This is a genomic window from Arthrobacter sp. M4 (genome assembly GCF_020251205.1).
Lineage (GTDB): Bacteria > Actinomycetota > Actinomycetes > Actinomycetales > Micrococcaceae > Arthrobacter.
In genome coordinates, this window is the sequence record NZ_JAIWYX010000008.1 from 167,117 (window position 1) to 179,657 (window position 12,541).

Annotated in this window: 14 protein-coding genes and 3 tRNA genes; 14 read left to right on the plus strand and 3 right to left on the minus strand. The window is 64.3% G+C overall.

Translation table 11 applies throughout. The features are described 5' to 3' along the window. The first annotated feature begins 47 nt into the window (after positions 1-47). The 3 genes from LD110_RS15435 (at position 48) to LD110_RS15445 (ending at position 3,773) form a co-directional block, all read left to right on the plus strand. Positions 48-1,304, plus strand: a complete 1,257-nt coding sequence (locus tag LD110_RS15435; RefSeq protein ID WP_225499723.1) for a hypothetical protein — start codon at positions 48-50, stop codon at positions 1,302-1,304. Beyond that, positions 1,301-2,401, plus strand: a complete 1,101-nt coding sequence (locus tag LD110_RS15440; RefSeq protein WP_225499724.1) for an ABC transporter ATP-binding protein — start codon at positions 1,301-1,303, stop codon at positions 2,399-2,401. The genes LD110_RS15435 and LD110_RS15440 overlap by 4 nt, the downstream gene beginning before the upstream one ends. 574 nt (positions 2,402-2,975) lie before the next feature. Continuing rightward, positions 2,976-3,773, plus strand: coding sequence for an ABC transporter permease (locus LD110_RS15445; protein ID WP_225499850.1), 798 nt, complete (start codon positions 2,976-2,978; stop codon positions 3,771-3,773). A 10-nt stretch (positions 3,774-3,783) separates the two neighbouring features. Here LD110_RS15445 and LD110_RS15450 read toward each other — a convergent pair whose 3' ends face one another. Together LD110_RS15450 and LD110_RS15455 are read right to left on the minus strand one after the other, a co-directional pair. Then, positions 3,784-4,704 carry a cation diffusion facilitator family transporter gene (locus LD110_RS15450; protein ID WP_225499725.1) on the minus strand — a complete coding sequence of 307 codons (921 nt, stop codon included), beginning with the start codon at positions 4,702-4,704 and terminating at the stop codon, positions 3,784-3,786. A gap of 9 nt (positions 4,705-4,713) precedes the next feature. After that, positions 4,714-5,181, minus strand: coding sequence for a metallopeptidase family protein (locus LD110_RS15455; RefSeq protein ID WP_225499726.1), 468 nt, complete (start codon positions 5,179-5,181; stop codon positions 4,714-4,716). A 255-nt stretch (positions 5,182-5,436) separates the two neighbouring features. Here LD110_RS15455 and LD110_RS15460 point away from each other — a divergent pair, with 255 nt between their 5' ends. After that, positions 5,437-6,510 (plus strand): LacI family DNA-binding transcriptional regulator, encoded by a 1,074-nt coding sequence (locus LD110_RS15460; RefSeq protein WP_225499727.1) that lies wholly within the window; start codon positions 5,437-5,439, stop codon positions 6,508-6,510. An 80-nt stretch (positions 6,511-6,590) separates the two neighbouring features. Next, positions 6,591-7,511 (plus strand): carbohydrate kinase, encoded by a 921-nt coding sequence (locus LD110_RS15465; protein ID WP_225499728.1) that lies wholly within the window; start codon positions 6,591-6,593, stop codon positions 7,509-7,511. A 26-nt stretch (positions 7,512-7,537) separates the two neighbouring features. On the opposite strand, the gene LD110_RS15470 is transcribed toward LD110_RS15465, so the two are convergent. Next, positions 7,538-8,548, minus strand: coding sequence for a DMT family transporter (locus LD110_RS15470; RefSeq protein ID WP_225499729.1), 1,011 nt, complete (start codon positions 8,546-8,548; stop codon positions 7,538-7,540). A gap of 314 nt (positions 8,549-8,862) precedes the next feature. On the opposite strand from LD110_RS15470, the gene LD110_RS15475 reads away from it, so the two are divergent. The 9 genes from LD110_RS15475 (at position 8,863) to LD110_RS15515 (ending at position 12,485) form a co-directional block, all read left to right on the plus strand. Beyond that, a tRNA-Glu gene (locus tag LD110_RS15475) sits at positions 8,863-8,935 on the plus strand. 97 nt (positions 8,936-9,032) lie between these two features. After that, positions 9,033-9,106 (plus strand) — tRNA-Asp (locus tag LD110_RS15480). A 48-nt stretch (positions 9,107-9,154) separates the two neighbouring features. Continuing rightward, positions 9,155-9,230: transfer RNA gene (locus tag LD110_RS15485), tRNA-Phe, on the plus strand. Positions 9,231-9,392: 162 nt separating this feature from the next. Continuing rightward, positions 9,393-9,962 carry a hypothetical protein gene (locus tag LD110_RS15490; RefSeq protein WP_225499730.1) on the plus strand — a complete coding sequence of 190 codons (570 nt, stop codon included), beginning with the start codon at positions 9,393-9,395 and terminating at the stop codon, positions 9,960-9,962. A 104-nt stretch (positions 9,963-10,066) separates the two neighbouring features. Beyond that, positions 10,067-10,618: an Asp23/Gls24 family envelope stress response protein gene (locus tag LD110_RS15495; protein WP_225499731.1), complete on the plus strand. Its 552-nt coding sequence runs from the start codon at positions 10,067-10,069 to the stop codon at positions 10,616-10,618. After that, a complete protein-coding gene (locus tag LD110_RS15500) occupies positions 10,615-10,806 on the plus strand; it encodes a DUF2273 domain-containing protein (RefSeq protein ID WP_225499732.1) in 192 nt (63 codons plus the stop codon). Before LD110_RS15495 ends, LD110_RS15500 begins: the two co-directional genes overlap by 4 nt. Next, entirely contained in the window at positions 10,803-11,186 is a 384-nt protein-coding gene (locus LD110_RS15505; RefSeq protein ID WP_225499733.1) for a hypothetical protein, read from the plus strand. The genes LD110_RS15500 and LD110_RS15505 overlap by 4 nt, the downstream gene beginning before the upstream one ends. A 13-nt stretch (positions 11,187-11,199) precedes the next feature. Beyond that, positions 11,200-11,877, plus strand: a complete 678-nt coding sequence (locus LD110_RS15510; protein ID WP_374200349.1) for a hypothetical protein — start codon at positions 11,200-11,202, stop codon at positions 11,875-11,877. Then, on the plus strand, positions 11,874-12,485 hold the full coding sequence (locus LD110_RS15515) for a hypothetical protein (protein ID WP_225499734.1): 612 nt from the start codon (positions 11,874-11,876) through the stop codon (positions 12,483-12,485). Before LD110_RS15510 ends, LD110_RS15515 begins: the two co-directional genes overlap by 4 nt. Positions 12,486-12,541: the final 56 nt, after the last annotated feature.

A 12,541-nucleotide genomic window follows, 5' to 3' on the forward strand; every position in this document is an offset into this window, starting at 1 on the left:
AGGCGTACTGTGGATTCATAAAGGTTCCTCGAGGGGGCTGATGGTCCATGAAGCGTCCATGGTTGCGGTGGATGCCCGCCGTCGCTGTCCCGGCCGTCATCGCCGGGGCTGTCCTGATTGCACCGTTGCAGGCAGGCGCCAGTGCCCCGCTCCCTGACAGAACCCCCGCGGACGTCATCGCAATGCTGGCCAAGCACCAAGTCAAAGCGCTTTCCGGCACCGTAGAGCAAAGTGCCGATTTGGGCCTGCCGCAATTGCCCACCGCACCGCCGAGCTCCGGTGGAACCCCTTCGCAGGGTCTGGACATAGCCTCCGTCCTGGAACTCTTCACCACGCCGCACACGGCCCGAATCTATACGGATGGAGCGGGTAGCGTCCGGCTTCAAGTCATGGACCCCATGGCTGAACGCGACCTGGTCCGCAGCGGCAACGATGTGTGGTTCTACAGCTCACGCGACAACACCGCTACGCACCTAACCGTGCCCGCGAACATGGCTCCGGGCATGCCAACCAAGCCCTCCGCCTCGGCACGCACCGCCATGCCTACCCCGGAAGACATCGCGAAAAAGCTGCTCGCTGCAGCCGACCCCACCACGGCGGTAACGCTTGGTGCTGACACGCAGGTAGCGGGCCGTGCCGCCTACAACCTGCTCTTCACGCCAAAGACCACGGAGACACTCGTTGAGTCCGCAGCCGTTTACGTCGACGGCGAGACCGGCCTGCCGCTCGGCGCCGAAGTGAGGGCGCGCGGCCAGCAGAATCCCGCCTTCCGGGTAGCGTTCTCCCAGCTCACCCTGGGTGCCCCGGACGCCTCGATCTTCAAGTTCACACCTCCTGCGGGCGCAACCGTCAAGGAGTTGCCATTGACCGGTATGCCGCTACCACTTCCGCCATTTGCAGGAGGCCAGGCCGCAACCCCTTCATGCGCAAGGGAAATGCCCCCCAAATCGCCAACGGTGACTCCGGACGGACCGACCACGCCGGGACCCCAACCGATCCCATGGCGTACGGCGCCCTATATGCCGGTCCCCGTACCATGCGGTACCGTCGCCCCAGTCCCCATGCCGGCTCCCACCAAGCCGCACGTCACGGGCAGCGGCTGGGACGCCGTCGTCGAACTTCCTGGTGCTGGACTGCAACAGCTCATGGCGTCCACACCGCTGTTGGCGCAGCTGGCACGGCCCGTTCAGGGCGGGCGGCTGTTCTCCACCACCCTTGCCAATGTCCTCCTGACCGATGACGGTCGCGTTTTCGCGGGGATGGTGACGCCGGAGCGGCTACAGGCCGTTGCCGCTGTCCGGTGACGGGCGAAACCGCGATCCACACCACGGGGCTGAGCAAGCGCTTCGGCCACCAACTGGCCGTGGACGGGCTCAACCTCAGCGTTCCGGTGGGGTCGGTGTTCGGCTTCCTGGGTCCCAACGGCTCTGGAAAAACCACCACTATCCGCATGCTCTTGGGCCTTGCCTCTGCGAGCTCGGGGTCGATTTCCGTGCTTGGCCGGGAGATGCCTAATGGATTGCACGACGTCCTTCCGCGCGTGGGTGCCCTCGTGGAAGGGCCGGCTTTCTATCCCTTCCTCTCAGGGGCCGCCAATCTTCACAGGCTGGACACCGCCAACCGGCTCGCTTCCGCCAGAACACGCCGCGACAGAGTCAACCATGCACTGGAGCGCGTGGGCCTCTCCCATGCGGCGCACAAGAAGGTCAAGGCGTATTCGCTGGGCATGAAGCAGCGGCTGGGCATCGCAAACGCCTTGCTAAGCCCTCGCGAGCTGCTGGTCCTCGACGAGCCCACCAACGGCCTGGACCCGCAAGGAACGCGCGAGGTCCGCCACCTCATCCGCTCGCTCGCGGCCGGCGGCACCACGGTGTTCGTTTCCAGCCACTTGCTGGCGGAGGTCGAGCAGATTTGCTCCCACGTTGCCGTGATGCGCACCGGCCGATTGGTGGCCCAGGGGACGCTTGCGGAACTGCGGCGCAACGGCGCCAGGCGTGTGCGGATTGTCACCCCGGACCCGGGCATCGCCGCGGAAGTTCTTATTCGGCTGGGTCTGCTGCCCACCCCGGAACCCCCGGAAGGCACCGACGCCGTCCTCACCGCAATGCTCCCGGCTGAGAGTCCCGTTGGCGGCAACTACGACGGCGGCAACGGCGCAGTTTCCGGTGACCGGGATGCCAATGACAGGGGATCCAGCGGCCCGGTGAGCGACGACTCCATCACCGGCGGCTCGAGCACAAAAGACACAGCGGGCTGGGGGGCTTCAACCATGTTGCCGGAGTCCGTGGCGGAGGCTTTGGTTCGCTCGGACGTTCGGCTTCGTGGCTTCGCTGTGGTTGTGGGGAGCCTGGAGGATCGTTTCGTAGCACTTACGGGGGAGGGGTTCGACGTTGACCAGTGACGTCACGCAACCAGACGGCGCGGCTGCCGCTGTTCCAGGACCGCCTGCAATGCCCAAGCGGCCCGCCATTCCCGGGCGCCTATTGCGGCCCGCTCGCGATAAACAGCTTGCCAGGACTGAATCTCTTGCCGGGACCGAATCTCTTGCGGGGTCGGAACAGTTCGCCCGAACGGAGCCGGCCACCCCGACTGAACCGACAACCCGGACTGAACCGACAACCCCGACTGAACCGACAACGCGGACTGAACCGACAACCCCGACTGAATCGACAACCCGGACTGAACCGACAACCCGGACTGAACCGACAACGCGGACTGAACCGACAACGCGGACTGAACCGACAACGCGGACTGAACCGACAACCCGGACTGAACCGACAACCCGGACTGAACCGACAACCCGGCCGGAGTCCGCAGCCAAGGTCGAGCCGCCGTCGTTGGCTTTTTCGGTCCCTTTGGCAGCAGCGGGTGCGGCGGCCGCCGGCACGGGTACAACTGGCATCCCGGCACCAGTCACTGCGGGAACCAAGGTCCCCGGCCGCTCTGCATCCGCCACCGGGGCAGGGTGGGACCTCATGTGGTCCGAGCTCGGCGTGCTGTTCCGCCGCCGTCGGACCTGGGCCATGCTGGTCGCCCTCGCGATGATCCCAATCCTGATTGCGCTCGCCGTAAAACTCACATCCAGGGTTCCCAGTGGTCGCGGACCCGCCTTCCTGGACCGCATTGCAGAGAACGGGCTTTTCGCCGCGGTCACGGGCCTGATTGTGTCGATCCCGTTGTTCCTCCCCTTGACCGTGGGGGTGGTCGCCGGCGATACGGTGGCTGGCGAAGCCGGGCTCGGCACGCTGAGGTACCTGCTGGCCGCGCCCGCCGGTCGAGTTCGATTGCTGCTGGTGAAGTACACCGGGGCCGTGGTCTTTTGCATCACGGCTACGTTGACTGTGGCCGCCGCGGGCATGGCGATCGGGGCGGTGCTGTTCCGGGTGGGTCCTGTCACGCTCCTCTCCGGCGACACCATCGGCGTCCCAGAGTCGATACTGCGCGTCCTCTCTATCGCCGCTTACGTCACCGTGTCGCTGCTAGGGCTGTCCGCCGTCGGGCTTTTCCTGTCGACGCTCACCGACGTGCCGGTTGGCGCGATGGCCGCAACGGTGGTGACCGCCGTCGTCTCTGAGGTGATGGACGCTATTCCGCAACTCGACTGGCTGCATCCCTGGTTGCTGAGCCACTTCTGGCTGGACTTCGCCGACCTGCTTCGGCAGCCGCTGTCGTGGGAGTCTTTCGGCAATAACGCGTTGCTGCAGGCCGCGTATGTCGCAGTGTTTGGCGCCTTGGCCTACGGCCGCTTCGCCACCAAGGACGTCCTGGCCTGAGCTCGCAGGGTCAGGCGTGCTGGTGGGACTCGTGAGCCGAGTGGCTGACGGGCTCCAGCTGGAACGTGCAGTGGTCTGTGTCGAAGTGCTTGCCGAGGCAACTGCCGAGCCTGTCCAGGAGCCGGTCCGCGCCGGTGGCACTGAGCACGTCATCCTCCACCACAACGTGAGCGGAAAATACCGGCACGCCGGAGGTAATGGTCCAGATATGGATGTCGTGAACGGCCACCACCCCGGGAACTGACATGATGTGCTCCCGGATCATCTGCACCTCCACGCCCTTGGGCGTGGCCTCCAGCAAAACGTCGACGACGTCGCGGAGCAGGTGCCACGCGCGGGGGAGGATCATAACCGCGATCAGGATGGAAGCGATCGGGTCCGCGGCCTCGAAGCCGGTCACCAGGATGACGACGGCGGCAGCGATCACAGCGAGCGAGCCCAGCAGGTCGCCCAGCACTTCGAGATACGCGCCGCGGACATTGAGGCTTTCATGTTGGCCCTCGCGGAGGATCACCAGGGACACGAGATTGGCTATGGCGCCAAGGATCGCGGCGAAGAGCATGATATCCGTATGGATCTCCGGCGAATCTCCAAAGCGCCGGATGGCTTCAATGAAGATGACCACGGAAATGACGATCAGGATCAGCGCGTTGGCCAGCGCCGCAAGGACCTCGGCCCGCTGGTACCCGTAGGTGCGTTGGTCGCTGGCGGGGCGGGTTGCGATCCACGCGGCCAACAGGGCGATGAACACACCTGCGGCATCGGAGAGCATGTGTCCCGCGTCTGCCAGCAGGGCCAGCGAACCGGAGAGGATCGCGCCCACTATCTGGATAAGGACAACAGACAGCGTGATGGCAAGGACGGCGATCAGCCGCTTGCGGTGCTTTCCGGTTGCGGTGATCCCGTGGGTGTGGCTGTGGTTGTGCCCCATAAGTAGAGATTAGCCCCAGCCGAGTTCGTGCAGCCTGTCGTCGCTGATGCCGAAGTGGTGGGCGATCTCGTGAACTACCGTGACGGCGACCTCGTGGATGACCTCATCACGGCTCTCACAGATGTCCAGGATCGGCTGCCGGAAGATCGTGATCCGGTCCGGCAAGGAGCCTGCATCCCACCAGGAGTCCCTTTCCGTCAGCGGAACTCCCTCATAGAGGCCAAGCAGCACGGTGTCCGGATCTTCGCCTGGGCCCGGCACGTAGTCGTCCTCGATGAAGATGGCTACGTTGTCCATGGCACGGGCGACTTTGGGTGGAATGAGCTCCAAGGCGTCCTCGACCGCCGTTTCGAACTCCTCCTCCGACATGTCGAAGGGGACGTGTTGCGGCTGGCTGACCGAAGCCTGTGGGAGGGGAGTGGATGCCCGTTCGCCGTCGGGAAGGATCGGCAGACCGGGAGGGAGGTTCGCGGGCATAGTTCGACTCTATTTCTGCCGGGACTGCGATGACAGCCTTTGTGACAGGAAAAGGACCCCGATGACTTCTATTGGGGGTTGGGAAAGATGCTGTAGTCAGGCGCCCTGCGCCGGAAGTGTTTCTTTCACGATGTGGATGACAACGTTGACAGCCCTTGTGACGCGGGATACAGTTTCGCTCGCGAGGTTATACGAATAACCCATCGCATCGGTAACCTCGCGCAAGCCCGACCGCACTGCAACAACCAGGAACCCATGCCACGCACCAGGCCCCGCAGGTCCGGCCCGACCATGAATGACGTCGCGGCCGCTGCTGGCGTGTCCCAGGCCACCGTGTCCCTGGTGATCAATGATGCCGAGGGTACCCGGTTCTCCGAAGCCACCCGCCGCAAGGTGCAGGATGCCGTCAGGACCCTTGGTTACAGAACCAACGCTCACGCCAAGGTGCTCCGGGACGGTGTGGCGGGCATGATCGGGTTCATCGGCGACACCGTAGCCACGGCGCCATTTGCAGGGAAGATCATCGAGGGTGCCCAGGAGCGGGCCTGGGAAGCTGGCCTCCTGCTCCTCACCATCAACACGGGCGGGGACAAATCCCTGGAGGCTACGTCCCTTGAAACCATGCTGTCGTACAAAGTGGCCGGGGTTGTTTATGCAGGGATGTACCACCGGATGCTTGAGGTTCCGGACGTCCTGACCGAGGTTCCCGCCGTCGTCCTCAACTCACGGGACAAAGCCGGGCGTTTCCCGAGCATCGCCCCGGACGAGGAGGAGGGTGGTTACGTTGCCACGCGCCGACTCCTGGACGCGGGGCACCGGCGGATTGCCATGATCAACATCGAAGCCGCGGATAGCGGCCTTCCGGCCGTCACAGGGCGATTGGCCGGTTACCGCAGGGCGATGGCAGAGGCCGGGATCGACGTCGACCCTTCCCTGATCCGCTTCGGCGACGGCCACGAAGAAGGCGGCTATCTCAACACTTTGAACCTGCTCGAAGTTCCCGAGCCTCCCACCGCGATCTTCTGTGCCAACGACCGCACCGCCTGGGGTGCCTACCAGGCGCTCGCGGCGCGAGGCTGGTCCATTCCCTCCGACATGTCGATTGTCGGTTTCGACAACCAGGAGGCGCTTGCGGCACACCTGCGGCCCGGGCTGACCACGCTTGAATTGCCGTTCATCGACATGGGCCGCCGGGCGGTGGATGCGATTCTCGCCGGTGCCCAGCGGGACGGCCACACTGAATTCGTGGCATGCCCATTGGTCGAGCGGGCGTCCGTGGCGCCACCCAGGATCAACAGGCCCAGGACATTGAACCCCAGGGCCGCCTGACAGCTCTCCACTACGGTCCATCAATTACGTTCCATCAGAAAATCCGAAGGCAATCCCTACACAGATATAGGAAGACCCGTATGAACCCACCCCTGCAGGAGTCGGAGCAGCTAGACGTTGTAGTTGTCGGCGAGGCACTGATTGACATTGTCAATACACCGGAAGGATCCATCGAATACCCTGGCGGCTCGCCGGCGAACGTCGCCTACGGGCTTGGCCGCCTGGGCGTCAACACCGGGCTGCTGACGGCCATCGGTCGCGATGACCGCGGCCGGGCAATTGCAGAGCACTTGGCGAGTGCCGGCGTCGTACTCTTGCCGGGCTCCCAGTCGCTGAACAAGACGGCGACAGCGACGGCGACCCTCGCCGAAGACGGTTCTGCTGAGTATGCCTTCGACATCGAATGGGCGCTGCCGCCGGCGTCGCTGCCCTATGCACCCAAGGTTCTGCACACGGGCTCCATCGCCGCGTTCCTGGAACCGGGCGCGGAGTCGGTCCGTAGCCTCCTTCGGCAGGCGCAGGGCGGCTGCATGGTGACGTTCGACCCCAACATCCGGCCCGATCTGCTTGGCACCCACGCCCAGGCCGTGGAGCTGTTTGAGGACATGGTGCCGCTGTCCAATGTGGTGAAGCTCAGTGATGACGACGCCCGGTGGCTGTACCCTGGCAACACTGTGAAGGAGACTGCGTCCCGAGTGCTCGGCCTTGGAGCGGACCTTGCGGTTGTGACCGAAGGCGCGCAGGGATCGCTGATGGCCACGTCCCACACCCAGCTCCGGGTTGAATCCGTACGCACGGTTGTGGCTGACACCATCGGGGCGGGGGACTCCTACATGTCCGCCCTGATCCTGGGCCTGCTCACGCGTGGCAGCGAGGGCATGGCTCCGTCCGTGCTGGAACTCATTGGCCGGACAGCATCCGTGGCGGCTGCCATCACTGTCCGCAGGGCCGGAGCCAACCCGCCAACCCACCAGGAACTCGTTCTGGGCCTCGCTAACTAGGGTCGGGGCGAACTAGGGTCGGGGCGCTAACTAGGCCGGGGCGGCTCGTCGAGGTCGCCGGAACCTGCCCCGGTAGCCGGAACTATCCGGCTACCGGGCACCGTTCCGGCGGTTTTGACGTCGGAGCGCGAGCGGCGACGCGTGAGGCCAACGCCGATGAGGCACACAACGCCGCCCACCAATCCCCAGACCGTGGGGACTTCGCTGAGGAGCAACCACGAGATCAGGATTGTGGTTCCCGGAACCAGGTAGGTGGTGGCCGCTAGCTTCCCCGCCTCGATGAGCGAAAGCGCATAGGCCCACGTGGTGAACGCCACAGCCGTGGGGAAGATGCCCAGGTAGGCGAGTCCAAGCGTGGCTTGCAGCGGTGCCGCTTGTACTTCCGCGAGCAATTGCCCAGCCCACGGCAGGCAACAGATGGCACCCACCACGATTCCGAACCACGTGGCCTGGCCAGCCGAGAATTTCTTGAGCACCGGCTTCTGGACGATCACGCTGACCGCGGCGAGAACCGCCGCCAGGAGGCAGAGCAGCACGCCCGCCACGTCCGCCGTCGAACGCTGACCGGAACCCAAGGCGATCATCGCCACGCCGCCGAAAGCCACCAAGCTGCCGATAATCAGCCAACGTGGGAACCCCTCCTTGAGGACCACGCCGGCCAGCGCGGCGATCAGGATTGGCGAGACATTGATCAGCATGGCGCTTGTGCCGGCATCCAAGGTGTGCTCGGCCGCATTCAACGCCACGTTGTAACCGCCGAACCACATCACGCCGTAGGCCAGTATGGGCCACCACTCCCGCCCCTTCGGGAGCCGGCGAAGTCCGGGCACCACCACTGCGCCCAGCACAACCGCGGCAACGGCCAAACGGCCGAGAGTCAGTGGGCCGGGGGAGAAGCTGGGGCCGATGGCCCTGATCCCCACGAACGCTGAGGCCCAAAGGACCACCGTAACGACGACGGCGGCAACGCCGAGCGTGTTGATGCCGGTTTGCGTTGTGGTCGCTGGAGCGGGGATGGCTGGTGTAGTTCGCGACATGCTGCCAATCTAATCCCGGAGCCCGCCCAGTGACTGGCGGAAATCGGACGCGTATGGCCAAGAAACTGCCAACTTCTCCGTGCCTGCGTGGGCCAGGCGATAGCCGCCGAGTTCGCCTGAAACGTGCCCGGCCCCACGAAGCTCTGGAGTTCGCCTGACGCTCGCAGCGGCTCGGAGAGTTTGGGGCGAATTCGTGCATTTCGCCGATTTTGGAATCTGGCGGACTACCCTCTATAGTTTTAGAGGTCCAGTTCGGAGGAATGAAACCGGGAATGCGCTGAGCGCATGATCGTCGTGAATTCGGATTGATCCTAGCCCCCATCGTCTAGCGGCCTAGGACACCGCCCTTTCACGGCGGCGGCACGGGTTCGAATCCCGTTGGGGGTACTCAAGGAAGTGGTCAAACCGGCCTGAAAAGTCTGGTAGGCTGGAAGCCTTGAAAAAAGCGAGAAATCGCAAATGCGGTTGAAATACTGCACAGCAAGGCCCTGTAGCGCAGTTGGTTAGCGCGCCGCCCTGTCACGGCGGAGGTCGCGGGTTCAAGTCCCGTCAGGGTCGCTTTGATCGCCAGAAGGAATTCCGGCGGTCACGGTGACATGTCACCACGGCTCTGTAGCTCAGTTGGTAGAGCGTTCGACTGAAAATCGAAAGGTCACCGGATCGACGCCGGTCGGAGCCACCAGCTAGAACCCCTTAGAGATAAGGGGTTCTTTTCTTTTCCCGCCCTATTCACAGCCTTTGCCCGGGAGTACTCTGACCTCGACAAGCTCGAAGGAGCCTGGCCGCGGGTGTCCATAATGTGTCGAAGCGGCGAATGTGGCTCCACGGTTCATGGGGGAATTAAATGAGCACTACCCTCAGCCGGCAGGGACGTCGGTCGGTATTTGTATCCTCAGCAACGCTTGCTTTGGCCATGTTGCTCACCTCCTGCGTTTTTTCCGTCCCCACCGGAAGTGCCGCAAAAACCAGCGCGCCTACCCAAAGCCAATCAACGCCGTCGCAAGCCCCGCCCAGCACCAGCGTGAAGCCAAGCACCAGCCAGCCGCCCAGCTCAGCCCCGCCGTCGTCGGGCGCGTCCGCGAGCCCAAGCCCACAGGCGACTTCCGGCACCGGCGGTCTTTACGGCGCCTTCGGAACCAAAACCGAAGCGTGCCTCGCCGTCAGCGCCACGCTGCTCAGTCTGAGCATCCTGCCGCTTGCCGGAGCGTTCGGCGGCAAGCCGGAAGACGTAGCGAAGGCACAAGAGGAACTGGCCACGCTCCGTGACAAGGTCCCGGACGAACTGAAACCGCATTTTGCCAAGCTCGAGGCATTCACCAAGGAAGCCGGAACAGACTTCAGCAAATACGGCACGGGTGAATACGAGGCGCTCATCAAACCGATCCAGGACTGGATGGACAAGAACTGCTCCTGAGCAGGCTCCCAACCCGTTCGGCGCTTGCCAGCGTTCGGCGCCCGCGCGTAGCCAACGCGGCCGCCCGGCAAGCGCTAGGGTGGAAGCAAGAGAGGGGAGCGCTGATGGAAAACCAGAACACCGACGCCCTGCCCGGGAACGGCCACCACACTGCGCCCGTTGAACCCGCGTTGAATGAACCTGTGCCGGTTCCGCCATCGGTCTACACAGACCTCGACACTGGTCAGCTCGCCGATGCGGGGGACGGCGTCGAGGTTGATGCCGGCGGACGAACCATCATTTCGGAGTCGGCCGTTGCCAAGGTTGCTGGAATCGCGGCGCGGTCCGTACCTGGCGTTTACTCCCTCGGCTCCGGCCCTTCGCGCGCACTTGGCGCGATTCGCGACGCCGTGGGAAGTTCGGACCACGCAGCCGGCGTTCGGGCAGAAGTGGGCGAAACCCAGGTAGCCGTCGATATCAACCTGGTGGCCGTCTACGGCAAACCCCTGCACCGCATCGCCGACGAGGTCCGCGCTGCCGTTTACCGGGCTGTCGAGGAATTAGTGGGCCTTGAGGTCATCGAAGTGAACGTGGAAATCAATGACGTCTACGTGGCTCCGGTGCCTAAGGCCGCACCGGCCAGGCCCGCGACGTCGGAACGGGAGCCGCTGCAATGAACATGACGGTTGTTGGCATATGGATGGGCGCCTTTGTGGCGTTTATGTCCTTCCGCTTTGGTTGGTGGGGATTCCTGGTTTCCCTACTTTTTATGGGCATTGGCGCACTCTTGGGCCGCGCTGCCGACGGAAAGCTGGATTTGCGCAGCGTCCTTGACGCGCTGACGGGCCGGCGCTCTTCGTCATGACCGGAACAGCTGAGGCCGCTACTGGGGGTCCGGTCCTGGCTGGGCACAACAGGATCAGCACGCAGGCCCTCACATCCCTGGCACAAACTGTGGCTGCCGAGGCGCTGGGCGTCCTTCCGCATGACGTCCGTGCAGACTGGTCTGATGACAATGGGCTCCTGGCACTGTCCATCGCAGCCCCCATCCGCGTCCCGTCGCTGACCGCCGTGCTCCGTGATCCTGCCCGCGCACACGCATTCGGCGGATCCGTATGGGATCGAGCCGTGGCCGCGAAGTCCGTCATCCTCAAGCGGGTAACAGAACTCAGCGGTTCCCAGCTGAGCCGCGTGGATATCCGCATCAGTGGTGCCCGCGTCACCGAAGGAGGCCGTGTGTTATGAGCGAGGGCGCCCCATGAACAGGCATACCGCCGATCCTGTTTCCAACGATTTCTCTGACAGTCCGGCAGGGTACAGTGCCCCCGAACTCTCGCCGGACGCTGGCGAGTTCCGCCCCGATGCCCCCCGTATGAGTCGAATCCTCCACCGCGAGACTCATTCCTCGCGCGCAGGCATCGCAGCCCTCGCGGCGATCCTGGTCATTGGTTTTTGCGTCTACGCCCTGCTCGAGTCCGGCGTCCATGCCGTCGGCCAGCCGGCCTGGCTGATTGATCCCCAGACCGCTGCCGAGCGGATTACCGCGTTGCCGCAGGGCATTCCGCCGCTCCTGCTCGGAGCCGCAGGCGCAGTAGTGGCAATGGTTGGGTTGTTCTTTTTCCTCAACGCCATATTGCCTGGCCGCCGCGCCCGCCATGTCCTAAGGAACGCGCGGGTGGCGGTAGTGGTTGATGACGAAGTCATTGCCGCGTCGTTGGCACGGAGGGCCCGAGTGGCCGCCAACGTCACGCAGGAACAGGTCATGGTTGTGGTGTCTCAAAACCTGGTTGTGGTGAACGTGCGCCCAACGTCCGGCATTCCAATCCGTAGTGAACTGATCCGGGCGGCAGTGGAAGATGAATTGGAGTCGATGGACCTGACGCCCCGACCTGAAGTCCGCGTCAACCTTGCCGAGACGGGGGTGATCGGCGCATGAACGGCACTCCGCGCCTGCTCAACAGGATCCTGATCGGCATCCTGGGCCTGAAGCTCCTGGCCATTGGAGTCCTGCTGGCACTGCTGGCCACGGTTCCCGCTGTTGGCACGTGGTGGCACGGGTGGTCCGGAGCCGCGTGGTCCGCGATGCAGGGTGCGTTTGACCGCACCCGCTTCCCTGGCCGTTCGGAAAGCTGGCTGTGGATTGTGGCGGCCGCTGTGTTGGTGCTGCTGATCGTACTGATGATCGCCTGGGTGGCACAGCAGGGCAAAGGACGCGTGAGTGTCCTTGTGGCGGATGACGACGACGGCGACGTGCCTGGCGACGTGCGCATCGGCGGGATGCTTGCCGAGCAGGCGCTGCGGAGCGCCCTGGCGGAGCGAACGGACCTGATGGGCTCTGCCGTGTGGACTTATGAGGTCAAGGGAACCCCCGGCCTCCGCGTGCGTATTGAGCCTCGCCAAGGCGTGGCCCCCCACGCGCTGGCTGACGACGTCGGACGGTTGGTTGAAGCGCTTGACGCTGTCACCGGCAAGCGGACGCCGGTTTTGCTGCACATAGCCTCCGGCACGCGTGCACGGTTCACCCGGGCGGAGCGGGTTCGCTGAATTCCCAAAAAACATAAAGGTATGGCTCGGGCTTGAGGGCCCGAGCCATACCTTTA